23 protein-coding genes are annotated in these 25,491 nt (G+C 40.6%); 12 read left to right on the forward strand and 11 right to left on the reverse strand.

The window, feature by feature from the left end; genetic code table 11:
• The first annotated feature begins 163 nt into the window (after positions 1-163).
• From V7K32_RS21800 to V7K32_RS21820, 5 genes are all read left to right on the forward strand, one after another.
• Entirely contained in the window at positions 164-1,297 is a 1,134-nt protein-coding gene (locus V7K32_RS21800) for an endonuclease NucS domain-containing protein (RefSeq protein WP_334995866.1), read from the forward strand.
• 237 nt (positions 1,298-1,534) lie between these two features.
• Complete coding sequence (locus V7K32_RS21805) at positions 1,535-2,182, forward strand: histidine phosphatase family protein (RefSeq protein ID WP_334995867.1); 648 nt, start codon at positions 1,535-1,537, stop codon at positions 2,180-2,182.
• A gap of 85 nt (positions 2,183-2,267) precedes the next feature.
• Positions 2,268-3,293: a glucokinase gene (locus V7K32_RS21810; RefSeq protein WP_334995868.1), complete on the forward strand. Its 1,026-nt coding sequence runs from the start codon at positions 2,268-2,270 to the stop codon at positions 3,291-3,293.
• Positions 3,294-3,338: 45 nt separating this feature from the next.
• Positions 3,339-3,950, forward strand: a complete 612-nt coding sequence (locus V7K32_RS21815; RefSeq protein ID WP_334995869.1) for a hypothetical protein — start codon at positions 3,339-3,341, stop codon at positions 3,948-3,950.
• 643 nt (positions 3,951-4,593) lie between these two features.
• Complete coding sequence (locus tag V7K32_RS21820; protein WP_334995870.1) at positions 4,594-4,842, forward strand: DUF1816 domain-containing protein; 249 nt, start codon at positions 4,594-4,596, stop codon at positions 4,840-4,842.
• Here V7K32_RS21820 and V7K32_RS21825 read toward each other — a convergent pair.
• Positions 4,806-5,210, reverse strand: coding sequence for a DUF3775 domain-containing protein (locus tag V7K32_RS21825; protein ID WP_334995871.1), 405 nt, complete (start codon positions 5,208-5,210; stop codon positions 4,806-4,808). The genes V7K32_RS21820 and V7K32_RS21825 overlap by 37 nt on opposite strands.
• Positions 5,211-5,607: 397 nt before the next feature.
• Here V7K32_RS21825 and V7K32_RS21830 point away from each other — a divergent pair, with 397 nt between their 5' ends.
• Both V7K32_RS21830 and V7K32_RS21835 read left to right on the forward strand, forming a co-directional pair.
• On the forward strand, positions 5,608-7,920 hold the full coding sequence (locus tag V7K32_RS21830; protein ID WP_334995872.1) for an NACHT domain-containing protein: 2,313 nt from the start codon (positions 5,608-5,610) through the stop codon (positions 7,918-7,920).
• A gap of 745 nt (positions 7,921-8,665) precedes the next feature.
• Positions 8,666-9,196 (forward strand): response regulator, encoded by a 531-nt coding sequence (locus tag V7K32_RS21835; protein WP_334995873.1) that lies wholly within the window; start codon positions 8,666-8,668, stop codon positions 9,194-9,196.
• On the opposite strand, the gene V7K32_RS21840 is transcribed toward V7K32_RS21835, so the two are convergent.
• Together V7K32_RS21840 and V7K32_RS21845 are read right to left on the reverse strand one after the other, a co-directional pair.
• On the reverse strand, positions 9,125-10,342 hold the full coding sequence (locus V7K32_RS21840; protein WP_334995874.1) for an ABC transporter permease: 1,218 nt from the start codon (positions 10,340-10,342) through the stop codon (positions 9,125-9,127). The genes V7K32_RS21835 and V7K32_RS21840 overlap by 72 nt on opposite strands.
• A 10-nt stretch (positions 10,343-10,352) precedes the next feature.
• Positions 10,353-11,816 carry an efflux RND transporter periplasmic adaptor subunit gene (locus tag V7K32_RS21845; RefSeq protein WP_334995875.1) on the reverse strand — a complete coding sequence of 488 codons (1,464 nt, stop codon included), beginning with the start codon at positions 11,814-11,816 and terminating at the stop codon, positions 10,353-10,355.
• Between the two features lie 1,283 nt (positions 11,817-13,099).
• On the opposite strand from V7K32_RS21845, the gene V7K32_RS21850 reads away from it, so the two are divergent.
• Positions 13,100-13,861, forward strand: coding sequence for an ABC transporter ATP-binding protein (locus V7K32_RS21850; RefSeq protein WP_334995876.1), 762 nt, complete (start codon positions 13,100-13,102; stop codon positions 13,859-13,861).
• Between the two features lie 249 nt (positions 13,862-14,110).
• Here V7K32_RS21850 and V7K32_RS21855 read toward each other — a convergent pair whose 3' ends face one another.
• Positions 14,111-14,641 (reverse strand): orange carotenoid protein N-terminal domain-containing protein, encoded by a 531-nt coding sequence (locus V7K32_RS21855; RefSeq protein ID WP_334995877.1) that lies wholly within the window; start codon positions 14,639-14,641, stop codon positions 14,111-14,113.
• Positions 14,642-14,863: 222 nt separating this feature from the next.
• Here V7K32_RS21855 and V7K32_RS21860 point away from each other — a divergent pair, with 222 nt between their 5' ends.
• Complete coding sequence (locus V7K32_RS21860; RefSeq protein WP_334995878.1) at positions 14,864-15,238, forward strand: hypothetical protein; 375 nt, start codon at positions 14,864-14,866, stop codon at positions 15,236-15,238.
• A 593-nt stretch (positions 15,239-15,831) separates the two neighbouring features.
• On the opposite strand, the gene V7K32_RS21865 is transcribed toward V7K32_RS21860, so the two are convergent.
• Both V7K32_RS21865 and queG read right to left on the reverse strand, forming a co-directional pair.
• Positions 15,832-16,470: an HAD-IA family hydrolase gene (locus V7K32_RS21865; protein WP_334995879.1), complete on the reverse strand. Its 639-nt coding sequence runs from the start codon at positions 16,468-16,470 to the stop codon at positions 15,832-15,834.
• The gene (gene queG / locus V7K32_RS21870) at positions 16,445-17,419 is read right to left on the reverse strand and encodes a tRNA epoxyqueuosine(34) reductase QueG (protein ID WP_334995880.1); all 975 of its coding nucleotides are present in this window, start codon (positions 17,417-17,419) and stop codon (positions 16,445-16,447) included. The genes V7K32_RS21865 and queG overlap by 26 nt, the downstream gene beginning before the upstream one ends.
• A gap of 421 nt (positions 17,420-17,840) precedes the next feature.
• Between queG and V7K32_RS21875 the strand changes: the two genes are divergently transcribed.
• The gene (locus tag V7K32_RS21875) at positions 17,841-18,257 is read left to right on the forward strand and encodes a nuclear transport factor 2 family protein (protein ID WP_334995881.1); all 417 of its coding nucleotides are present in this window, start codon (positions 17,841-17,843) and stop codon (positions 18,255-18,257) included.
• Positions 18,258-18,359: 102 nt separating this feature from the next.
• On the opposite strand, the gene V7K32_RS21880 is transcribed toward V7K32_RS21875, so the two are convergent.
• The 3 genes from V7K32_RS21880 to V7K32_RS21890 form a co-directional block, all read right to left on the reverse strand.
• Positions 18,360-18,785: an ATP-binding protein gene (locus V7K32_RS21880; protein ID WP_334995882.1), complete on the reverse strand. Its 426-nt coding sequence runs from the start codon at positions 18,783-18,785 to the stop codon at positions 18,360-18,362.
• Between the two features lie 3 nt (positions 18,786-18,788).
• Positions 18,789-20,462 carry a SpoIIE family protein phosphatase gene (locus tag V7K32_RS21885; RefSeq protein WP_334995883.1) on the reverse strand — a complete coding sequence of 558 codons (1,674 nt, stop codon included), beginning with the start codon at positions 20,460-20,462 and terminating at the stop codon, positions 18,789-18,791.
• A 149-nt stretch (positions 20,463-20,611) separates the two neighbouring features.
• On the reverse strand, positions 20,612-21,331 hold the full coding sequence (locus tag V7K32_RS21890) for a response regulator transcription factor (RefSeq protein ID WP_334995884.1): 720 nt from the start codon (positions 21,329-21,331) through the stop codon (positions 20,612-20,614).
• Between the two features lie 321 nt (positions 21,332-21,652).
• Here V7K32_RS21890 and V7K32_RS21895 point away from each other — a divergent pair, with 321 nt between their 5' ends.
• Complete coding sequence (locus tag V7K32_RS21895) at positions 21,653-22,408, forward strand: WecB/TagA/CpsF family glycosyltransferase (RefSeq protein WP_334995885.1); 756 nt, start codon at positions 21,653-21,655, stop codon at positions 22,406-22,408.
• A gap of 219 nt (positions 22,409-22,627) precedes the next feature.
• Entirely contained in the window at positions 22,628-23,374 is a 747-nt protein-coding gene (gene ftsE / locus V7K32_RS21900) for a cell division ATP-binding protein FtsE (RefSeq protein WP_334995886.1), read from the forward strand.
• 35 nt (positions 23,375-23,409) lie between these two features.
• On the opposite strand, the gene V7K32_RS21905 is transcribed toward ftsE, so the two are convergent.
• Both V7K32_RS21905 and V7K32_RS21910 read right to left on the reverse strand, forming a co-directional pair.
• Positions 23,410-24,207 carry an armadillo-type fold-containing protein gene (locus V7K32_RS21905; RefSeq protein WP_334995887.1) on the reverse strand — a complete coding sequence of 266 codons (798 nt, stop codon included), beginning with the start codon at positions 24,205-24,207 and terminating at the stop codon, positions 23,410-23,412.
• Between the two features lie 262 nt (positions 24,208-24,469).
• Positions 24,470-25,048, reverse strand: a complete 579-nt coding sequence (locus tag V7K32_RS21910; protein ID WP_442938783.1) for a hypothetical protein — start codon at positions 25,046-25,048, stop codon at positions 24,470-24,472.
• Between the last annotated feature and the right edge of the window lie 443 nt (positions 25,049-25,491).

Genomic DNA, 25,491 nt, shown 5'->3' on the forward strand with positions numbered 1-25,491 from the left:
GAGGCTTTGAATCTTACTCCCCTTCCCTTGTAGGGAAGGGGCTGGGGGTTAGGTCTGTATTGCACTCAACTAAGAACCGCTATATAAGCATAGAAATTCCTGTCTAGCTTTGGGAATACTAAAGGTAGTAATTTACCAAAGTCAGAGCCAGACAATGGATTTCGTGAATTTAATAAAAACGGGTAATAGTTGGAAATTTGCGACTGAAGCTGATTTAGAAGATTTTGTCTGGGCGAATTTAAAAGAACTTTTCGGGTTAATTCCGCTAAAGCGGCAATATTATGTTAATGGTCAAATTTGCGATATTTTAGCATTGAGAGAAAATAAACAGTTAGTGGTGTTGGAATTGAAAAATGCTGAAGATAGATATATTGTTCAGCAGCTAACTCGATATTATGACGCTTTACAGGAAGTAAAACCTTTAGAAGACGAAATAGACTATCAACAACCTATTAGCTTAATAGCAATTCAGCCTAATTTTCATAGAGATAATTTTATAGATAAAAAATATCATCATTTATCTATTGATTTTTTTGAATTTGCCATTTTAACAGATGAGTTTAACTATTATTTACAGATAAAAAATTTAGATAATGGTAAAGTTTCAAAAATAGAAGTTCCTCATCAGGACAGAGAAAGTAATGAAGATATACCCCCACATTCTAGAGGGCTGATGAACCGTCTAGCCAAATGCTCTTCTGAACAACAAGAGGGAATATTGAAAATTCGTCAAAAGGTTCTTAGCTTTGACAAACGGATGGAAGAAATGTCTTCTGCTATTAGTTTTAGATATGGAAATGGTAATAAAAAAACAAGTAAATTCTGCGCTGAATTTTATTTTGATAGTAAAGGAACACCAATTATATTTTTATGGCTAGGGTTAAAAAATAATAGTAGCGATCGCATAAGTAGAGCAAGGATTTGGACAGATTGGCAAGGAAATGCTTTGTTAGAAGGATATGTACCAAGTGGAATTGGTGTAAAGATGAATTCATCCAAAAAGACACTTTCAAATAGAGTAAAAATAATGAATGAATTAGCATACAACGAAAATTCTAAGTATCGACGAGAATATAAATATATTTATCAACATTTTAAAGATAGAAACAGAATAGCTAGAAAACTTAATAACTCTGAACCTTTAACATATGAAGAAAGAAAATTATTAGAGATTGATGTAAATAATTTTCCTGTTAATTACGGTGGTGAAAGACCTAATACATATAAATTTGATCACTATGATTCTCTAAATGGATTAGTTGATGTAGCTTTAGAAAAATGGCGAAAAAGGCTATAAGCAAAGTATGACTATTGCAATCTTAAAGATTTCAGCAGATTAATATAGTCGATATTGCTTAGAGACTTGGCTAAAAAGGCTTTAAAACTACACTGACGCGACTGATAAGTTTTCCAAATCATTTATATTATTACAAAATATTACGATTTTTGTCATATATTAATATTTGCAGCCCTCCTTGCAGATATCTATATATTTGTTTAGCGGCGAATTCTATTCACCGGAATAATTAAACTCATGAGTCAAATAGTCTGGATAGCAAGACACGCTAACCGCCTCGACTTCGTAAACCCTGATTGGTTTCTCACCGCCGAACGACGCTACGATCCACCGTTGTCTGATGATGGTATGGTGCAGGCACAACAGTTAGCTAAACGATTAAAAAGAGAAAATATTACCCATATTTTCGCTTCTCCTTTCTTGCGAACCGTACAAACGGCAAACGCAGTTGCAGAAATGCTCAACTTACCAATCAAACTCGAAACAGGCTTGAGTGAATGGCTAAACCCAGTTTGGATGACAGAAGAACCCGAAAGACTCTCAACTCCAGCCTTAGCAGAGTTATTCCCCAGAATTGACACCAGCTATACTCCGCGCATCGCCGCTAAATATCCTGAAACTCGCGAAAAAGTGCGAGAACGTTCTGGACAAACTGCGAGATGTTTAGCTACTGAGTTCCTCCCAGAACATATCCTGCTAGTAGCACATGGTGCATCTGTATTGGGCGGAGCAATGGGGTTAGTGGGGGAAATTGCCAAAACAGAAGTCAAGGCTTCTTTGTGTTCTCTAGTAAAAGTGGTACGCGAAGATCCAGAATGGTTATTAGAACTAAAGGGAGATACTTCCCATTTAACCCACATAGAAGAAGTTATTCGATTTGCTTAAACCTCTGATAGAGATTTGTGTTCATGACTTCTGCTAGGTTGGGTATATCTTACAAAAAAAGTAATTTAATTCACTAATAAATTCTATGACTTTGTTACTAGCAGGAGACATCGGCGGTACAAAAACTATTCTGCAATTGGTTGAAAAATCAGACTCACCAGCAATACATACTATTTATCAGGAAAGTTACCACAGTGCCGATTTTCCTGATTTGGTACCGATAGTGCAGAAGTTTTTGGTGAAGGCTAACACACCCACACCAGAAAAGGCTTGTTTTGCGATCGCAGGCCCCATTGTCAAAAATACTGCCAAACTGACCAATTTAGCCTGGTTCCTAGATACGGAACGTTTAGAAGAAGAATTGGGTATCCCACATATTTCTTTGATTAACGACTTCGCCGCCGTTGGCTATGGCATTTCAGGTTTACAAAAACAAGACTTGCACACGTTGCAAGTTGGCAAACCTCAACCCGAAACCCCCATTGGAATTATTGGTGCTGGTACTGGCTTAGGGCAAGGATTTTTAATTAAACAGGGGAACCACTATCAAGTCTTTCCTTCAGAAGGTGGACACGCTGACTTTGCGCCTCGCAACGAGATCGAGTTTCAACTGTTGAGATACCTGTTGGGTAAACATGATATCCAGCGCGTTTCTGTAGAACGTGTGGTTTCTGGAATGGGAATTGTGGCAATTTACCAATTTTTGCGCGATCGCAAATTTGCCGTCGAATCACCAGATATTGCCCAAATCGTCAGAACTTGGGAACAAGAAGCCGGACAAGAAGAGAAAAGCGTCGATCCTGGTGCTGTTATTGGTACAGCCGCACTAGAAGGACGCGATCGCCTCTGTGAACAAACTTTGCAATTATTTGTAGAGGCTTACGGTGCAGAAGCGGGCAATCTTGCCCTTAAACTCCTACCTTATGGTGGTTTATACATTGCTGGTGGAATTGCGCCCAAAATCCTGCCCTTAATTGAAAACAACGGTTTCTTATTAAACTTCACCCAAAAAGGTAGGATGCGCCGCCTCCTCGAAGAGATCCCCGTGTATGTTATCCTCAACCCACAAGTGGGGCTAATAGGTGCTGCTTTATGTGCTGCTAGGTTATAACAGCTAGCATCATCAGTGAGATCGGTATCTCAAAAGGCAAAAAATATGACAATTAAAAGTCTGTTGCCATTAATCGCCACCACACTTGTCTGTGGTGGTTCTGTTTTTGTGGAAGCGCGTCAACCTAAACTTACCACGGCTGTTGAGAAACCAAAGGTTTCTCAACCTGTGCAGCCAAAATGGAAGTTATACACTGCTCCAGATGGGCGTTTTAGTATTTTAATGCCGGGAAACCCCAACAGAAATACCCAATCCCAAAAAACTTACATGGGGGAAATTACCTTAGAAATATTTGTCGCTGAACCACCAAAACAGGAAGTAGCATACATAGTTGCTTACAATGATTTTCCTTATAGTTATGGTGAAATAACAGACCCCCAAGCTGTACTTAATAATGCACGGGATATGGCTTTAAAGACTACGAAAAGTAATTTAATTAGTCAACGGAATATTCATAGTTCTAATAATCATCCTGGCAAAGAAATTGAGTATATCAATTCTGGAGGTAAAATCACTAGAAGTAGAATGTATCTTGCCGAAGGAAGATTATATCAAGTAATGGCAATAACTACAAAAAAGCAGCAGAAGACATTAGCTAAAACCATTACAGGATATTTAAATTCTTTCCATGTAGTTTTGAAAAAACCAAATAACTAAAACCTCTACATATTAGCCTTGCAATCAATTGCGTGGCTTATATAGCGCTTTTTATTAAATCTCGCACTGCCTTTCTATCCCGCCTCGGAATGAATTCCGAGTCTCATAGCTGAAGTCCACGCTTTGTGGACTAAATAGACATCTCCGAAAAAGAATGTAGAGACGTAGCAGGGGAGCATCGCAATGAGTGCTTAAATCTTTTCCCTCACCCCCAGCCCCTCTCCCATCTTTGGGAGAGGGGAGACATAATTCTAGTTCCCCTTCTCCCATCTTTGGGAGAAGGGGTTAGGGGATGAGGGCTATCAAGGTTTTTGCACCTGACGGGATGCTCCCCGTAGCAGTGCTACGTCTCTACAAGGTTTTGGATAGTACAAAATTAGCTAAATTAATTTAACAATTTAGCTCTGAACATGAAACATTCATTAAGAAGTGAAAATAATTTGATTAATGATTACAGCCAAAATCATATATCTACAAAAATCAATCAATTTATGAATGGCAAACATGCTTGTATTTACTGTTCAAATACTTTACTCCGTCACGTCAATTACCGAAGAGTTTACTGGCGTTGTAGCAAGTGCCATCAGGAAATGCCAGAAAGCGATCTTTACAGAATTAAGTTCAATTAATCATTAGTATCCTCATGAATTTATTTCAATTTAATCAACCAGAGTTTGGGTGGTGGGTAGAAGTTAACACTCTTGTTCCGCGCTGTACTTATTACTTTGGCCCTTTTGATAGTCAAAAAGAAGCACAACTTTCTAGAAGTGGCTATGTGGAAGATTTATATGAAGAAGAAGCTAGAGACATTGTTGCAATGGTCAAGCAATGTCAGCCTGATGTCTTGACGATTTTTCAGGATGAAGCAGAACTCCAAATATCTAGTTTTTGAAGTCCGTCTCGCAGATATTTTGCTAAAAGGGGTTTTTCGATAATATAACTGGTTGCATAATTTCGAGGTATTAGCTCTACTACTTGTTTAATCAAATTGGTAAAGTCTTCTGGGACTTGACCTGATGGAATTCGACCAAGCCATATCAAAGCTATTACCTCTGCTTTTTCTTCCTGGGATAGTTCGTCAATATATTTATGTAGGACGTTTACTGAACATCTTCCTGTGATATTGAAATCTTCTAAATAATAAGATAATTTATCTATAAATGTTTCTGATTTATTTATTCTCTCAGATCCTATTTTTCCATAAATTAATTCAGCCATTTCAATAATTTTATATATTTTGTTAATTGATAATAAACTCATACTTTTTATTTAAGTTGGAGTTAATAAACAAAAATCTAAGTATTAAGAAAATTTAGCAATTTATGTTAAGAAAATTTTTTAGATATATACTTAAGTAATATGTATATAATGCAACTATAATTTTTGAGTCAAGCAAGTAAGTGCTAAATAGCCCTTTAACTCATAATTGAGCATTACAGATCAGTGTTTGAATTCAGGTTTCATCAAAAGGTTGAAATGTATAAGATAAATGTATAGCGTTTGATTTCGATACAAAAAGTTAAAAAAATGAAAGGTATACTCTGGGATTTTGTATCACTTTAAATGAGTAGAATATCTGCATCAGGGAAAAACCTATAAAATTGCAGATATTAATAAAAATTAAAGTTCATGATTTGAGGAGCAAGGTTATTGTCCTATGGTCAAGCGATCGCTCCAAGCATCACTCACTGGGATTGAACAAGCTAGAAGAGTATTTGCTCTCAAGGGATGGACACAAGACAATCTAGCAGCCGAAGTCAATCTCAAGACTAGACAACCGGTTTGGCGGTTTTTCAGTGGTCGTCCGGTTGAGCGTCATACATTTATTGAAATTTGTTTGGTGTTGGAACTGAATTGGCGGGATATTGCTACTAATCCGCCGGCTGAATTTATGGAACTAGAAGAATATAGCCGCCCCCCTGTGCTGGATATTGAGAATTTAGTGGAAAAAGTGCGATCGCAACGCTTCGACAAAATTCAAGACCAGTGTGGTATTTTGCAGTTATTGGATATCAATCGTCCCGTTGCGATCGATGACATATATATAGATGTGAATATTTTGGAGGAAATTGTCAGTCAACAGTGGTTAGAAATTCCTGACATCCAAAGCCTTGAACGAGAAGAATTTGATCGCTTTGGCTTAGGTGAAGTATCCGTGGAACAAATAGCAGGGATGCGAGCAGTTGAAAAATACTCCAAGCTCAGGGTGCTAGGCAGACCAGGCGTAGGTAAAACTACCTTTTTGCAACATCTCGCCATTCAGTGTAACAAAGGTGTATTTAAAGCCAATCAGGTTCCTATTTTCATTACACTGAGAAATTTTGCTGAAGTATCTAAACTCACCAACGAGTTTAGCCTATTAAATTACATCCACCAAGAATTTCTCACATCTGGAATTTCAGATCACTCAGTCATAGAAACCTTGCTGAGTGCAGGTAGAGTGTTACTGTTGCTTGATGGCATGGATGAAATTCTTAATCAACAGAGCAATGCTGTCTTAGGCGAAATTCGCAGGTTTTCAGAAAAGTATCACAAAAATCAGTTTGTGGCGGCCTGTCGAACAGCATCTCAAAAGCTCAGACTCCGAGGCTTTACCGATGTTGAGATTGCGCCATTTACCTTAGAACAAATCCGAGCCTTCGCTGAAAAATGGTTTGTGACATTCAGCAAGACCAACATTCAAGATGGTCAGGCGCAGTCGGTTCAGTTTCTTCAGAAGTTGGACTTAGATGAAAACTGGCAATTTCGCCAACTCGTAGTCACGCCCCTATTTCTGCATCTTGCCTGCTGGGTGTTCCACAGACAGGAAAAATTTCCGACTAAGCGGACTGACTTTTATAAGCAAGGTCTAGACCTTCTATTGGGCAAATGGGATGAAGCCAGAGGCATTGAACGGGATGATGTTTATCGAGGGTTTTTGTTACCACAAAAGCTCAAGTTATTGAGTCAGATTGCGGCAGCGACATTTGAAAAAGGTCAGTACTTTTTTGAGCAACGCATGGTTGAGCAATACATTTCTGACTATATTCAGAATCTGACCAACGTGCCAATGGATGCAGAGGAACTGGAAATAGAAAGCGAAGCAGCGCTAAGGGCAATCGAGGCTCAACATGGGCTACTGGCAGAACGGGCGCGGGGAATTTTCTCTTTCTCCTATCTGGCATTTCAAGAATACTTCACGGCGAGAAAAATTGTTGCCAGCTACAACCTAGACGCATTTGAGCAAGCTCTGGAAGGATTAGTTAGTCACATTACCGACCCGCATTGGCACGAAATTTTTTTGTTAACAGCTACCATGCTGCGAAGTGCAGACTCTCTAGTACAGTTGATGAAGCAACAAATTGATGCACTCGTTAGCCAAGACCCATATTTACAAGAATTTTTGACCTGGGCCAGCCAAAAATCTCGCAGTATTCCAAACAAATCAAAAGATGCGACAACTCGAGCATTTTACCTTGCCTTGAGTCGAACTCCTCACATAGCTCCTCACTTTGCCCTAGCCAGCAGCCTCGACCAGGGAATGTTTCTGGATGCAGCTTTAGATGACCTGCTGTTAGAGTGTGCAATTGATGGGAGCCAGGACTTTGCCCACATCCACGCCTGTGGAGATGCTCTCTCGAATATTCTGGGCATAGTTCTAGATATGGGACTCCATAAATCCCTGGAACAACTCTCTGACCAATTGCCAAATTCTCGCCAAAGTCAAGAACGGCTAAGGTTATGGTGGCAGACAAACTATTCAGCCTGGACTGAACAGCTAAAGAAGACGGTGATTAATTATCGCAACATTAATCACCTGTGGCAGTTTAGCCCTGAACAAGAGCAAGTACTGCAACGCTACTACGATGCCAATCAGTTACTACTCGATTGTCTACGTAGCAATTGTGAAGTGACGCCTGCTATCAGGGAGGAAATTGAAGCTACCTTATTGTTGCCGATAAAGGAACTTGAGGAGAGGGAATGGCAATAATTATTTTGGTTAATTGCTCAAAAAAGTTTGTAAGGAATAAGAATTAAATAACATACATCACCCTCAATCCCTCTCCAATATATTGGAGAGGGATTGAGGGTGAGGATGACGCTAAAGGCTAATATCGTGTTTGGTTAAAGACTTAGGGACTTCCAAATAAAAAAATACTCAACTACTTATTGTGGGGTGCGCGTCTCACCCGCCCTTGTATATGGGCGCTCATGTTGCCCACCCTACAAGATTGGGTAATTTATTTGTTGGAAGTCCCTTATCATTAAGACTGCAAGGGGGCAGTTCTTGCTGGGGGAAAGAGGGTTTTCTAATTTTTGCACAGATTTGGTAACTGTAACTAATTAGCCGGACATGATATAACGAACCATACCAAAACTGCGCGGGTTAGAAAAAGCTTGATTTTCTGTTATCCCACGTGGGCTACCCTATGTAAGCCTGTCTGCATCTATGTTTGTATCGCCGTGAATTCTATTCGCCCTAGCTCCAAGTTGACACTAATGGTCATTGTTCTGCCCTTATTTGAAAAGTTTTACTACGTTTTGTGTCGTAGTTAATCAACTCATTTAGGAAATAAAACAACACCTGCTCATAGTACAAAAACAGAATCTAGTAATCTTAACCATTAAATGGTTCTCTGCTACTTTTTATTTGACCTATCCGCTTGTCTCGTCTCTTTAAGAGTAGGGATTTTTCCAATCGCTTTGATCTTAAAATCCTAATTGCAGGTCTTGTTATGAATTTAATCAATGGCTTTTGCTTGACAAATGGGATACTCAAAGGTGTACAAGTACTCGTTGTAGACAACGATCGCGATAGTAGAGATTTGTACGCATTTTTACTCAAAGACTTGAGAGCAAACGTGATTACCGTCGGTTCGGTAAAAGAAGCTTTAGAAATCTTGAGTTGGTTCACACCCAACATTATTGTCAGTGAAATTAGGTTTTTAGGTGAAAGTATTTATACATTACTCAATAAATTGACTGCGATGGAAGCAGATAATGGAAATCATATCCCAATCATTGTGACTTCAACATCTACCACAGGTACTCATGACCAAATTCCAGATGTAGAGTTTGAAGAATATTTACTCAAACCATTCGACCTTGACAAATTTGTTTCGATAATTATAAATCAAGTACAAGAAGATGTGACGGAAAAATTTTACCCATACGTATTAGTTTACACTAATATACTAAGCACTTCTCAAGGCCACAATCGGGTCGAGTTTAGCGGCGCGACGTGCAGGAACAACACCAAAGAATAAACCAATACCACCAGAGACCCCAACTGCCATAGTAATCGCTGTTGGAGAAAGTGAGGCTTCTAAGGGAGTCAAGGCTCCCACTAATAGAATGCCACTGACACCAACCGCAGTCCCAACTAAACCGCCAGCTGCGGAAACTATTACTGCCTCAATGATGAACTGTAGCAAAATATCTTGCTCAGTTGCGCCGATCGCTTTCCTCAATCCGATTTCTTGAGTGCGTTCGGTGACGGAAACAAGCATAATATTCATGATACCAATGCCGCCGACAAACAAAGATATGCCAGCGATCGCAGCTAGCATAATTGTCAATGCACCTGTAATTTGACCAACAGTTTGCAAAGCATCCTTTTGAGAGCGAAGAGTAAAGTCATCTTCACCATTAATTTTGTGCCGTAGACGCAGTAAATTAGTGATTTGAAACTCTGCTGCATCCACACTCTCTGAATCACGAGCCGCAGCCACAAAATAATCTAAGGCGATACCATAAGGAGAATTCTTTCCCACAAGTCGGTTTGCTGAAGTCGTGATTGGTATTAAAGCAGCATTATCATAATCTGCTCCCACGCTGGAACCTTTGGCTATTAACGTCCCAATCACTTGAAAGCTGGTGTTTCCAACTCGCAATTGCTGACCGATAGCGTTACTATTACCAAATAGTTTTTCTGCCAAGTCTCCACCTAATACAACGACTTGGTTACTTCGTTTAATGTCTATCTCAGAGAAAAACCTGCCTTTATCAGTTTCAAAATCCCGTACCGATAGAAAGCTGGGAGTTGTGCCAATGATGTTGACATCGGTGTTTCTGTTGCGGTATACAACTACCTGTCTGGTGTTTAACTCCGGCGCAACTCCTACTACTGTTGGTACTTGAGAAGCGATCGCTTCAGCATCTTGTAACACCAGAGTTTTTGGCACTTCAAAGGATATACGCTGAGTTTCTCGATTCCCTGGCAGTACAAAAAGCACATTTGGCCCTAATGACTCCAACTGTTTATTAACGTATTTTTGCCCACCTTCGCCAATACCAATCATGGCAATCACTGAGGCATTACCAATAACTATACCCAACATCGTCAGGGCGCTACGCAATTTATTTGACAGCAGGGTTTTACCTGCCATTTGGACACTTTCTAAAAAATTCATGTCTTAAAAATTACGAATTCTTCTGTTCTTTCGCCTTCTCAATTTTGTAATCTTTGGGTGGATTAACAAAAACGCGATCGCCTTGTTTAACTCCCTCTAAAATCTGAGTTTGGTTTTGAATTTGCGCCCCAATTGTCACTTCACGGAACTGGGGTTTATTCTTTGCATCTGGTACAAGTACGCCAGTTTTACCCTTTTCGGTGACGATTGACACCGTTGGTAACACCAAGGCATTATTGACGCGATCGCCTAAAAAAGTCAAATCCACATTTAAGCCAGAACGCAGTTTATCTATACCAGTATTCAGAGCAACCCGCACCTGGAAAGATGTCACACCTTGTTCCACCACTGCTTCTGGAGCAATTAAACGCACATGACCTTTAAAAATGCGATCGGGATAAGCATCAGCGACAATTTCCACCTGCTGTCCCGGTTTAATTCTGCCAAGATCGGCTTCGGGAACTTGAGCTAATATTTCTAACCCGCGTGCTACGGCGACAATTGAACTAGAAGTTGCCGATGCACTAGCAGAAGCCGAAGTTGTAGGTGTGACAAACGCGCCAGGATCAGCATACTTTTGGGTAACAATTCCCGAAAGAGGAGCGCGAATAATTGTATCTTCCAACTGCACTTGCACACCCTTCAACTGAGCCTTAGCCCCTTCAACAGCTGCTTGACGCTGGACAATTTCCTCAGAACGAGTTCCATCTTCCAACAATACCAATGCAGCCCGTGCTTCATTAACTGCTGCTTGACGTTGGTCGATTTCTTCAGTCCGAGTCCCAGTTTGGACTAAGGAAAATCGTTTTTTAGCTTCTTCTAAATTGGCTCTAGCACTTTTGTCATCGCTGAGGGCTTGATCGAATAATTGTTTTTTCTCTGCTCCCTGTTGATATAGATATTGATAACGCTTTACCTGTTCACTGGTGTAATTCACCTTTGCTTGAGCCGCATCCACTTGGGATTGAGATTGAGCAATCTCTTGGGGACGATTACCGGCTTTAGCTTGGGCTAGCTGGGCTTGAGCTTGTGCTAACCGCGCCCTTGCTTGAGCAATTTCTTGAGGACGACTACCAGCAAGGGCTTCGGCTAATTGTGCTTGACTTTGGGCTAAGTTAGCACGGTATTGGCTCCTTTGAGCTTCAATACCTGCGCTATCCATCCGGGCGAGAATTTGCCCTTGTTGAATGCGATCGCCTTGTTGGACATATAATTGCGATAGCACTCCAGGGTTCTTCGGACTAATATTTACGGTCTGAACTGGCACGACTTTGCCACTAGCTGTAATCCGCAAGGTGACGTTTTTCGCTGCTACTGGCACAGTTAATTGAGCAATGTCTTCTTTTGTCCCTTGATTTACCAGGTTGTAGGTTGTAATACCAACAACCAAGACACCCCCTGCTATCAACCCCATCAGCCAGCGTAATGGATATTTAAGTTTGCCAACAACAGGAATTTCTATATGCGTAGCCATATCTAGAAGCCTATAAATCTTGCTTTATGGGAGTAGCCTGTAGTTATATTGATGATGCCCATCGAATTGCCCATAGTAAAATCACCCCTTCAGAGCAAACAGCTGCGCTTTTGCTCCCCTCCCCGCTTGTGGGGAGTGGTTGGGGGTTCCTCTTAACTATGGTTAATTGAGCGGACATAAATATTAAAGGGCAGATGCAGGAATACGCAGTTGTTAAAATTTTTGGATTAAATTTTTCGTTAATAAACTAACAACTAGACGCATAGTTAGCTTCATAGTTGCTTAATCTTCCTTAATAATAAATATTATATGCCTGTATGGCTTCACCTGAATGGGTGACTTTAGCCACATTATTATTTGACACCCTAGTAGTCTGTCCCAAAAGTTTTCAGAGGTTCGTGGTGTTGAGATCCCCGACTTATTGAAGAAGTCGGGGATCTCGCAGCCCCGCAAAATTAATGCGACAGACTACTAGTCACTTCATTGAAAAAACAAATAAAGTTGAATTCAATAAGCAAAAAGGCGTATTGCTTTCTCAAAATGCTTGATTACTTTCTCATTTCAGTAGATTTAGCAAGCAAAAAGGCATATTGCTTTCTCAAAATGCTTGATTGCTTTCTCATTTCGGTAAATTTAGCAAGCAAAAAGGCATATTGCTTTCTCAAAATGCTTGATTACTTTCTCATTTGGGTAGATCGCGCACTCATTTTAGTCTTTTGAGCAACCAAAAAGGGAGCATCCCCCAATGAGTGCTTAAATCTTTTCCCTCACCCCCAGCCCCTCTCCCATATATGGGAGAGGGGAGACATAATTCTAGTTCCCCGAATTCCGTCATATGGGAGAGGGGAGACATAATTCTAGGGACTGACAAATAAAAAAATGTTCCAAAACTGACGCAAAAACTCTCTCTATTTCTTCTCTCTGCGTTCTCTGTACGGCAGTCGCTCATGGGGGAAACCCCCAAGACCGCGCTGCCTTGTCTTTGTGGTTCGTTTATTAAAATAATTTATTTCTTGGAAGTCCCCTAGTTCCCCGAATTCCGTCATATGGGAGAGGGAAGACATAATTCTAGTTCCCCGAATCCCGTCATATGGGATTCGGGGTTAGGGGATGAGGGCTATCAAGGTTTTTGCAATTTTAACAATGATTGGGAGAGATGGAACGCTCAAAGGATTTAGCAGCAACTCTTTCTCTACCAGACGCCCTGGCGTTCACAATCCAAAATCCAAAATCTAAAATGGTATAAATTACTCTCTTCCCAGTCCCAGATTATCTATATCCTTATGGCAAACACTATTACAATTACCGATTCCCTGGTTCCTAATGGTCTACCGAAACCAGCAATCATTCGATTAGAAAACATTTTCAAGATTTATGGTAGTGGTGAAACAGAAGTACGAGCGCTCAATGATGTCAACCTAATCGTGGAACAGGGCGAATATTGTGCAATTATGGGGCCTTCTGGTTCTGGTAAATCCACAGCCATGAATATTATCGGTTGTCTCGACCGTCCCACTGGCGGACATTATTATTTAGATAACCTCGATGTAGCTCAAATGGACGATCGCTCCTTAGCACACATCCGTAATAAAAAGCTGGGGTTTGTGTTTCAACAATTCCATCTATTACCCCAACTAACAGCACTAGAAAATGTGATGTTGCCAATGGTGTATGCTAGTGTGAACCCAAAAGAAAGAAGCGATCGCGCAATAGTTGCATTGACACGAGTGGGTTTAGCAAATCGCCTCAACAACAAACCAACTCAACTATCTGGTGGACAACAACAACGAGTTGCGATCGCCCGCGCGATCGTTAATCGTCCCGTGGTACTCTTAGCCGATGAACCCACAGGCGCACTTGATTCGCGCACAACCCAAGAAGTCTTAGATATTTTTAGCGAACTCAATGCTAGTGGAATTACCGTTGTCATGGTAACTCATGAACCAGAAGTTGCTCGTCAAACCCAGCGCATCGTTTGGTTCCGTGATGGTCAAGTTGTCCACTCCAATATCACACCATCTGACTTGAGTAACCTTGTCTCATAACTTATTAAAGTCCGCCTACCCTTGGCGTTCCCATAGGTAGGCGGACAAGAGTTTGTGTAGCCGCGACTTCTAGTAATCTGTCAAGTTTAAAGAACTAAGTTCGTAGTGAGTTAGTCGCTCAGAGGGGTTTCCCCCATGAGCGACTAACGAACCCGTTGGGTAAGGAATTTAGTCCTTGATTTGAGCGCCCAAGCGCTCACTACAAACCAAGCATTCTTGAGGTGGCCGACTACTAGTCGTCAGTTCCGATTACAAACTAGACGTTTTTCCAGTTTCTGCTTGCGTCTCAATTGGCTTAACATCGGTGTAACCCACTTCACCAGCTATTGTCCGAAACACCGAAATTTGCTCGTCAAAATCTAATCCTTCAATTTGCGAAACCAGATTATTAATTGCCTTAGTTGGCTCATAGCTAGCTGGTAAGTCAACTACGGTATCTCCCATAGCTACTGCCCAAGCATACCAAACTAACAGTTGATTGTTTTCTTTTATCGCCCCATAAGCACGGGAATATTCTGTATCTTTGCAATTAACTATATCCCGCATAATATCTAATTGCTGCTCATCTGATAACTTAAAATAGTCTCCTAGCAGAAGTGGTGCTAACTCAGGTTCGGCCGCAGCAGGAGCAGCTGGTGTGATAGAATCACCCATTTTTTTATAAACTAAATAAAACCAGGCTAATTTGGCATCGGTATCTAAATTGTTAAACCCATCTACCAATTTTTGACTTTCATTGCTCTGGGCTTGAGAAATAGTTTTATCGTAACTTGCAGTCATAATTTTATTTCCAAAGAAATTTTACAGGCCAAACTAAGGCTTACCAAAGTTTGAGCATCAGTTTCTACTATCAAGAGAAAGATTTATATTAATTACAAATTGCAGCTTTAATCTATCTTTTAATAGAGGTAAAGCCTCTCCCAAGGGAGCAAGTAAACAGCTAATTACTTTGTTATGCTCTTTCGAGTAAGCAATAAAAAATTTAACCTAAGGATTTTAATTATGCCTGATGAAATAAAGCCCAATGTTAATGAAGCTCCCACCCATGAGGCTCAATTAGCTGCCGATAGCATAGCTAGTGGTGAAGAAAATGCGCCAAAGGTCGATTTTGATTCTGATTATGCAACTGCACAACAATTCAGCGTTAGTGAAGTCGATCGCACCGGTGAAGGCGCAGCAGCAGCCGAAGCAGCCACTGCACCTAAATATCAAACCTCTAAACCAGTAGAGACAAAAACTCAAGCGCAGCCAACTGGTAATCCTGATGATTTTATCGAGTTAGCAAAGGAAGTTGGGAATTCTAAGACTGAGGGTGTAACTAATGTCAGTGATGATCTAGTAAAACAAGCTTTAGAAAAGGGTGAACGCAAAAATTAAGTTTTCCTAATATTTTGATATTTTGTAGGGTGGACATTGATATACATGACCCACCCTACTGTTTTAGTGAATCACCAATAGTTAAGATTTTCCCTATCGACTTTTTATATCATGTCCGCATAAATAGTTATGCTTACCACAGTCATTAGACCCCACACGCCAGATGCTTTGGCTCTTTGGGGGGCTACGATGTACCTTACGTGATTAGGAAACGCTATACCTCGCCCCTTTTGGGCGAAAAAAACTAATAATTAAGACTAATTCAAACCACGTCTACAAGGGACGTGGTTTCTCTTAGACTAATGACTAAAGGGCTGACAAATAAAAAAATGTTCCAAAACTGACGCAAAAACTCTCTCTATTTCTTCTCTCTGCGTTCTCTGTGCGGCAGTCGCTCATGGGGGAAACCCCCAAGACCGCGCTGCCTTGTCTCTGTGGTTCGTTTATTGGAATAATTTATTTCTTGGAAGTCCCTAATGACTAATGACTAATAGACATCTCCGGAAATTAAATATCTGCAAAATGAAACCCTTGTAGAGACGCGAAATTTCGCGTCTCTACATTCTTTTTTGGAGATGTCTAATGACTAATGACTAATCAGCACTATTCATCACTTCTAGTAGTTCGCTAGGCCGCTGAATTAAATAATCTGGATTTTGCTTGGCTAGTACTTCCGGCGAATTAAAGCCCCAAGTTACTGCAATCACTTGGATATTTGCTTTCTTTGATGCTTCGATATCTCTGGTTTCATCTCCAACATAAATAACTTCTTGAGGTTGGAGTTGATTTTGCCTTAATACATTATTGATTATGGTTGTTTTACCAAAAATCGTAATTCCTGAGTAGATAAAATCAAATAGGTGATTTAAATCATTGATTGTCAGAAACTGCGTAACATTGTCTTTAGAATTAGAAGTGATAATTCCCAGTTTATATCCTTCATTTTGAAGTTCCGTTAATGCTTCTTTAATTCCCGGAATGGGCTTTAATTCTGGGATTTTGTTTTTTAATTCTCCTTTAACTTTTTTAACTAGAAAAGGTATCTTAAATAGAGAAACTCCTGAGTACTTAATAATTTCCCTAGATGTTAAGTTTTTAAGTAGGGATAATTGCTCTGGGCTTATGTGTCTATAACCAAAGTCTACAGCTAGACGATTGGCAATACTAACAAGGGCATCTACTGTATCAGCAATAGTGCCATCAAAATCAAAAATAATTACTTTCGGGGTCATTATTTCGCCGGGATGCGTCAAGATTAGCTAGGGCGTTGCGTCGTAACATTTCTGGCTTAATCCGCCGCAAGGCAGATGCTGGAAATCGTTTATCCCACTCCTGATCTGAGATTTGGGCTAATTCTAGCAGTTGGGGAGCAATATTCGCAGGATTTGGCTTAAACTCTTCAATATCAGTTGTGTTGGCAAAACGTTGATTCCAAGGACAAACATCTTGGCAAATATCACAACCAGCAACCCAGCCTTGCAAATTGGGTATTAGTGTCTCTGGCAATTCCTCTGCCCGATTTTCAATAGTATGATATGCAATGCAGCGATTAGCATCCACGACAAAAGGCTGAGTAATCGCACCCGTAGGACAAGCCTGAAGACAACGAGTACAGCTACCGCAGTGTTCTGTATGTGGGCGATCGCTCTCTAATTCCAAATTCGTCAATACTTCTCCTAAAAATACCCAAGAGCCATATTCTGGTGTAATCACATTACCATTTTTGGCAATCCAACCAATTCCGGCAAGTTGTGCCAACACTTTTTCTTGCACCGGGCCAGTGTCTGCATAATAACGAGCTAATACACCTTCACCAAGTGATTCTAACCATCTGGCTAGCTGTTTGAGTTTTTTATGCATTACTTTGTGATAATCCCTTCCCCAGCCATAACGAGAAATTTTAGCGTATTCCTCGCCTTCTGGACGCTGATGTGGCGTATAGTAATTTAGCGCTACACACACTAGCGATCGCGCCTCTGGCATAACTTTGCGAATATCCTGGCGTTTTGGGTTAGCCATCCATTCCATATCAGCGTGATAACCCAGTTCAATCCATGCTTGTAACCTCTGCGCTTCTATAGCATCTACCCTATCTACAGCAGCAATTCCAACTTTGTGAAAGCCCAACTCGCCAGCTTTCTCTTTCACTATATTGCTGCTTGTTACGGAATACTGATTCATTTTTTTATCGGGATTGTGCCTAAGTAAAGGCGATTTAATTCTACATTACCTAGTCAATACCTTTGATTAACATTTGTTGCTTATCCTATATATAATAAATTTTATTTATATATAGTAGTTTCCGTTTGGATTCAAAATATGCTTTAGGCACAGCATTGCTGTAACTTTACGAATGGTCTGTATTCCCATGCAATTGAAAACCGCTATATTCCAACATCTCAACCATCGTCAGGAAGATTTTTACAAATGTGCCAATCTATCTCAACAGCAGGTTTCTTTTTAGCTATTTTTGTATTGAAATTAATATTTAGGTAGCATAATCTAGATAATTCTATGCTCAAGGTAAAAAAATATACAACTCCATAAATTTATGATTTATGGAGATTGTAATGGGTGAATTTTGAATTCGGAGCAAAACGACGTGACCTCTGCTGAACAGTTGAAAGAAGAATTCCAGATTGAGGGAATTACAGAAACAAGTGTACTGGGTTATTTTAAAACCTTAAATGCAGGAGAATTTGAGGCAACTGCTGCCTTATTTGCGGAAGATGGTGTGATGCGCCCACCATTTGAATCTGATATTGTGGGGACAAATGCGATCGCAGCCTACTTAAAACAAGAATGCCAAAAGATTAAAGCTTATCCCAACACCGGAATAGCCGAGGCTTTAGAAAATGCTTCGATTCAAATCCAGGTAACAGGGAAAGCACAAACTTCGTGGTGTAGTGTCAATGTCTTGTGGTTATTTATCCTCAACCAACAACGGCAAATTTCTTATACTAAAATCAAACTTTTAGCTTCTCCCCAAGAGTTACTTTCTTTACGTCGTGAAAACTAGCAAATAAGTATAATAGCTTAGGCAATGTTTGATCGTACCCAAAATCAAATCAAATCCCAGTAAATTCACATAACACATTACTTGAAAAGTAGTAACTTTTGTCTATTTCACTAATTCGGGTAAAGTAGCTTGTAACTTTAGACAGTTGGCACCATCAATTTGCAATTCGTAGTCTACTTTATCCATGAGACGATTCATAATTAGCCAACCATAACCACCTTCTTGTTTTTCCATCGGGTTTGGAGCATAGTAGTCAGACATATCAAAGCCTTCGCCGTAGTCCCAAACTTCGAGGGCAAGATCCCGATCTTTCACTTCCAAACGCAGTAAAATCGGTAAATTTGGTTTGTCCTTGTGGGCATGACGGACTGCATTTGAGTAGGCTTCTACTAAAGCTAGTCTCAAACGGCTTGATTGTCGTGACCAGTCCACAGAATCTCCTAACTGGATTTTCAAACATCCCAGCAGCCAGGTTTCGACAATATTAAGAAAACTCAAGTCACTTGGTACATGAAGCTCACTTTTCATTAGTTACAAAATCTCCAGTGAAAGTATAGTTTGATCATCTTCTTGAACGTGATTGTCTGCCTGGATGCGAGCTAGTAAATGGTTAAGAGAAAGGGGTTGTTGCTCTTGTTGCAAGAGTTGCCAAAGACCATCTTGATTCAGCATAGAACGGTTAACGGGGTCAACGCCAGACTCGGTTTTTACTGATAAATCTGATAAATTTGATACCGTAGCTTCTGTAATTCCATCGCTGGCCAGTAACAATGTGTCTCCAGCAGCGAGAACCAAGCGACCAGACTGTGCCTGCCACTTAGGCAAGATCCCCAAAGGAACACTGCGAACTTTCAAGTAATTGGGATTGTCGCTTAAAGCACCTTGACGTGACCATAACAGTGGATAAATATGACCAGCATTAGTGTAGACGAGTTCCTTAGTGGTAGGGGTATAACAAGCTAAAACAAGAGTGATGAAATAATTGTTGCTAATTAAGTCTTCACTGAGAGCGTGGTTGAGGTTCTGCATGACCACATTTGGTTCTGCTGGTGCTTCTTGAGATAATTCTCGGCGCAAAACTGAAATAATACTAGCCATAAATAAAGCAGCTGGAACGCCCTTGCCAGAAACGTCACCCACTGCTAACCATAAGTCGCCCTTGGGATGGACAAAAACTTCAAAAAAATCGCCTCCTACTTCCCGCGCTGGGTAACAGCAGGCTTGCACTTTCACACCTTTGATGTCAGGTAAAGTTTGGCGTAGCAAGTTATATTGAATTTGGCGGGCTACTTCCAACTCATTGTGAATTTGCTGTTGTTTTTCTTGGAGGCGTTGGTAGAGTTTTGCTTGAGAGAGGGCTAAGGCTGCTTGTTCGGCAACACCTGCAATTAGTCGGATGTCTTCGTCTTGCCAAGGGCGATCGCGTCCCCATTGATGGAGAACCAGCACAGCCAATAAATGCTGCTGATAGCTAAGTGGCACAACCAGGTGGTGAGAAGGATTACCCTCATATACATCTTGAGCAAGTTGATAATGACCTGTTTCCAGAACTTTTTCAATTAAAACACTGGGGTCGAATAAGCAATCTGATACATCGGATTTGGGATCGCGGTATGAGAACTGGTCTGGTGTGAGGCGATCGCCCTCTACTGGTCTGAGTAAGCAATTGCTAGCTTCAAATGTTTGTCCAATAGTTGCGACAATTTTTTGCAGCATACTGTCGTAGTCTAGAGACTCTCGAATTGCCGTTGTTACAGCATTAAACAAAGATTCTCGCTGTAAGGCCCGACCTAACTCTTGGGTGCGCTTCTTAACTAGACAATATGTATCAGTGGCTTGCTCAACTAAGGCTCTAAGCCGTTCAGGATTCCAGGGTTTAGTAATATACTTGAATACCTGACCGGAGTTAATCGCATCCACCAAATCTTCGACATCAGTAAAACCAGTTAACAAAATCCGAATCGTGTCTGGAAACCGCTCTACGGTGCGACTAAAAAATTCAGTGCCATTCATTTCTGGCATTCTTTGGTCAGAAATAATCACCGCCATTTCACCAAACTGATCCAAGATTTCCATAGCGCCAAAGGCATGATTGGCTTTATATACTTGAAAATCTCGCCTAAAAGTGCGGTAGAGTAAATCTAAGTTATCTGGCTCATCATCTACCACCATGAGCTTAAGTTTATCCACTCCGATTTCAGCCATATTTGACTTTAGTTTTCACATATTTGAATGGCGAGATAATATAATTTTTATCCCACCTGAAAATCAACAAAAAATTAATAACTAATCATTTTCAACAGCTAGGAGTTATCAGTGTTTTAAAAATTGATAACTGTTCACTCAATTTAACCTTATCCTACTAACCCAGAACGCAAGGCGCGGACTGCTGCTTGGGTACGGTCATCGGCACATAGCTTATTCAAAATATTGCGAACGTGAGTTTTAACAGTCCCAACAGTGATGTAAAGCCTTTCGGCAATTAGTGCATTACTACAACCTTCGACAATCAACTGTAGCACTTCCAATTCCCTTTCTGTCAGGGTGTAAGGTTGAATTCCTTCCAGATTCTCGACATAATCAGGGTTAGAGGCAATGGTCTTGGTATCTACAAAAGCTGATTCCAACTTTTGAGGATTTTGTTGCGCTTGTTGTAATACAATCCGAGCGATCGCGGGATCGATCCAGGCGTTGCCATTGTAAGTTACTCGTACTGCTTCCAGCAAATTATCAAATTTTATATCTTTCATACAGTAAGAGTCTGCACCAGCCGCAAAAGCTGCCAACACAGCTTCTTTGTTATCCCGCAGCGTCAAAATTAACACCTTTGTTAGTAGCTGCTGCCCATTAGCAATAGATTTTAACTCCCGTGTTAACTCAATGCCATCCTTATCTGGTAAACCAATATCTACAATGGCAATATCTGGTTGTACCATTTTTAACATCTTTAACCCCTCAGCAGCATTGGCAGCTTCACCTACAACTTCAATGTCATCTTTTTGCAGTAGTGCTGTCCGAATACCTACACGAGTTAGGTCATGATCTTCAATCAGAGCGATACGAATTTTACTCATAGCCAACTTCAGCCCGTTACACTACCTTAACCAGAAAGTCGAGTTTCGTGACATATTCCCACACTAACTGCAAGCAGTATAGTGGGGGCTTCTGTTCGCGGAACCAGAGTTGCAAGTTGAACGTTTTATACTTAGTGAATATTACACTTCAACAATCAAATTTGGACTGGTTCAGCCCAAGTACAAGCGCCCAAGACTAATTAGTTATGCTTTCTATTGTTGCAGGGCAATGGGAATCTCTTGTGCCTAAGTTCTAATATAAAAAATTTGATAAACTTAACATTCAAGTAAATCTGGTGTGAGGTTAATCCAGAATAGGCTATGTCTAAAGGCAATCAAGCATTTTTAGTATTGGGAATACCAGTTCATGTGATGGATAACTATCCAGGCTGGTTGTTAGAATGCCTGCGTGCAGGCAGAGGAATTCATGTAGTAACGCTCAATGCAGAAATGACTATGCAGGCAGAGCAGAATCAAATCCTAGCTCAGGTGATTAAAAATGCTGAATTAGTGATTCCAGATGGAGCCGGGGTTGTTTTGTATTTGCGATGGCTATTATGGCAAAAAGTGCAGCGTTTTCCAGGGATTGAATTAGCAGAAAAACTTTTGCAAGAAATCGGACAACAGAAAACAGGGGCAAAGGTTTTTTTCTATGGAGGAGCGCCTGGAGTGGCTTCAACTGCGGCAGATTTTTGGCAACAGCAAATTCCAGATTTGAGTATAGTTGGCACTCACTCAGGCTACCATTCCCCAGAAGAAGAAGCACAATTGCAAGAAACTCTGGCTCAATTGCAGCCACAAGTGATTTTTGTCGGTTTGGGAGTGCCACGTCAAGAGTTATGGATTGCCGAAAACCGCCATTTGTGTCCCCAAGCAATTTGGATTGGTGTTGGTGGTAGTTTTGATATTTGGTCGGGAACTAAAACTCGCGCTCCCGCCTGGTTAGGTAATAATAATTTGGAATGGTTGTATCGGCTTTATCAAGAACCTTGGCGTTGGCGGCGGATGTTGGCTTTGCCAGCATTTGCTGTGAAAGCTTTTGTTTATCGTTTAACAGCAAGGGGTGTAATTAGTTAAGAGTTATGAGTTATGAGTGCTGAGTTATGAGTGCTGTACATGGATAGCGGGGCGTTTAGCCCGTTATGGGTGCTATTACTTAGTTAGTATTCAAAAAATTTAAATTTTCTTTATTAAATTTTCAATTTTCAGGCGAAACCTGGGAATCCTTATTTTGGAGAGGAATGTCAAATCTAAACCCGTAAGCTATTTGGTTGTGGGGATAAGGAAAATTTAAAAATGCCAGTATTAACAACTCAAGTTAAGACCGACAAATCCGTTCATAGAGAGGACAATAAAACTCAACAGCATGGTAGCAATACTACTGTCAAGGTGCAATTGCAATCTGTAACCAAGACTTATACTAATGGCTCCCACGCCTTGTTGAATGCGAACCTTGAGGTAAAAAAGGGAGAATTTTTGTTTATCACAGGCCCAAGTGGTTCTGGTAAATCAACGCTCTTGAAACTGCTGTATGGCCAGGAATTAGCGACGCAGGGAGAAGTAATTGTTGATGGATGTAATGTAGCGAGTTTAAGGGGCGATCGCTTGTCATTATTGCGGCGAAGGATTGGCATTGTGTTTCAAGATTACAAACTGATTACTCAACGAACAGTAGCGGAAAATGTAACTTTTGTGCTGCAAGCTCAAGGGTATACTCGTAAAGAAATTCAACGACGCTTAGAACCAACCTTGAAGTTGGTGGGTTTGCTGAGTAAAGCTGACTGCTTTCCAGATCAACTGTCTGGAGGAGAGCAACAACGGGTGAGTATTGCTCGTGCGATCGTTGGTACACCACCCCTGCTGTTGGCGGATGAGCCGACTGGAAATCTCGATCCAGATAATTCTTGGCAAGTCATCCAGATTCTCCAGAAGTTAAATTCCTTTGGGGCTACAGTAATTATTAGCACCCATGATGAACAATTGGTACGGCGATGCAATCATCCGGTAGTACAAGTTCGCAATGGACAGTTGTCTCGAAAATAGTCATTGGTCATTTGCAAAAGACAAAGGACAAAGGACTAATAAACGTGATGCTTGGCTTTTGCTGATACGGGTGTGAAAGTTGCTACTGTTTTGGGGGGTAGAACTTGTAAGCGATGGTCTCCGACCGACCGAAGGTCATCGCAGGCTTGTAAACTTTTAAAAGCTGCCTCTCTGATTACAACTTCCTCTTCTCGACTGAGTAGGAGTTGCAAGCATTCGACAACATCTTGCTGCACTGAAGAATCAACTCGCTTACGGCTGATGACTTTAGTTAACTGACGTAGGGCAATCATCCGCTTTAATGGATCTTTTTCTGTTAAATTTACCAACAACTTATCGAGGTGGTCTTCTTCTCGATTTTCATAGAAGTTGACAATTTGCCAGACCAATAAAATTAAAGTTAACAATGTTCCCACGCCTTGCACAATCGCACCAGCAGCAATCCAGGAACTATGAGAGTCAACCCAAATTGCAGCAGCCATGTAAGTAGTGACAGTAGCAACACCACCACTTATGACTGCTAAGGCTAACCGACGATTTGAACTGTTTAAGAACTTACGTATCTTAGACCAGTGTAATTGCCAGTCCCACTCCTGCATTGAATAAACCAATACCATTATCCCAACACCGATTGAGAGAGCCAATAGCAGCATCCAGTTCCACAACAACATAGCGACGACAATTGTCAAGAACCCAAGAAAGCCCCCAGGCCCAGAGAAGCGCTTAAATGTTTGCTGTTTTGTTGCTCCCTTTGTCTTGAACAATGGATGCGACCAGTTCCAGTTGGGAATCTGGTTGATCAATTGCTGCCAAGAAGACGAAGCCTGTGCCACAGTGTTTACCTACTTGATTATGAAATTAACTATTGTATAAGTTTTACTACGGTTGCAGAAAGGGTGAAGACCCAAACCACAAGATGCCCGATTTTTAAGGACAGCATAACACCTCTTGCAAAAGTCCCTAACATCCCACCCCGATATTTTGGGGTGGGGTTCTTATTTTGGATTTATGCAGGAGGTGTATAGTAGACTAGTACAGCACGGCGGAAATCAAGATACCATTTTAAATGGCTCAGAGCAAGGGCATAAAAGCTTTTTAAAGACAAAAACGAAAGTTATCAAGGGTGAATTGACCATCAAAAGCACAGAAGGTAACGCTGTAGATGTTATTCCCAGTTATAGATAATAAGCTATTGGGGGAAATTGCCGAGTCTGAATTGGCAAGATTGGCGCTTGGTAGTACAGTTTGAGCGATGAGTTGGCGATCGCGATCGTAGGCGGAAAGCACTAGCCGTTGCGAACTAGTCACAAAGGCGCTAACCGAATTAACCGGATGCAAGAAAGTAGCTTCTAAAAATCCGCTTTTGGGCGCTGCCATTAAAACTGTTAGCCCTGAATAGGCTAGAAATGCTGGATTTGATGGCTGTATTGCTATAGAATTGTGAAAAATTACTCCGCAGCGTTCATACTGGCGCTCTACTGGTTCAAAACACTTTAAGTCTTCTAAGTCTAAACAAATACAAGTAGGTACAGTCACTCTGCCAGCGTCAATAGCTGACTCGCCCTGATCCCCCCAAGCTGAAACTTTAATTTCATTTTGTATATTAAAGTCAAGCCCAAATTTAGCGTCTTCAATAGTTGGTAGTTTATTTAATTGAAGAGTAGCCTGTACCATAACATCCCGCCTTACCATTACTTAGATAATAAATAGATTTAGTAATACATCAAAAGCTATGTTTCTACATATCTAACTAGAATTAATAGCTTTTTAAAATGAGCATTTTGAATCTTATTGACGCTTAAAATTATTTATGAGTTTCTTGCTAGACTACCATAAAAACTTATGTCTTATTGACGCTTTAGTGATACTTGATACCATGAAAAGCCCTTATAAAACAGTAATTTCAACCTTTAGTCACTTTTTACTATGAAAAAAAATCACCAAATCTTTACAAGTAATCCAGTAATTTTATATTTACTTAATCTGATGGTAGGAAGAAGTCTTAAAGTGATTGGTTCGCTGATAATAACAAGGAGTCAGGAATTTGAACTAAATAGGTAAGTATTTTGGGATGACCAAAAAAGATGCGGTGATGCGGATAAATTATCAAATGCTTT

Origin of the sequence: Nostoc sp., assembly GCF_036917635.1 — a bacterium.
Taxonomy (GTDB): domain Bacteria; phylum Cyanobacteriota; class Cyanobacteriia; order Cyanobacteriales; family Nostocaceae; genus Nostoc.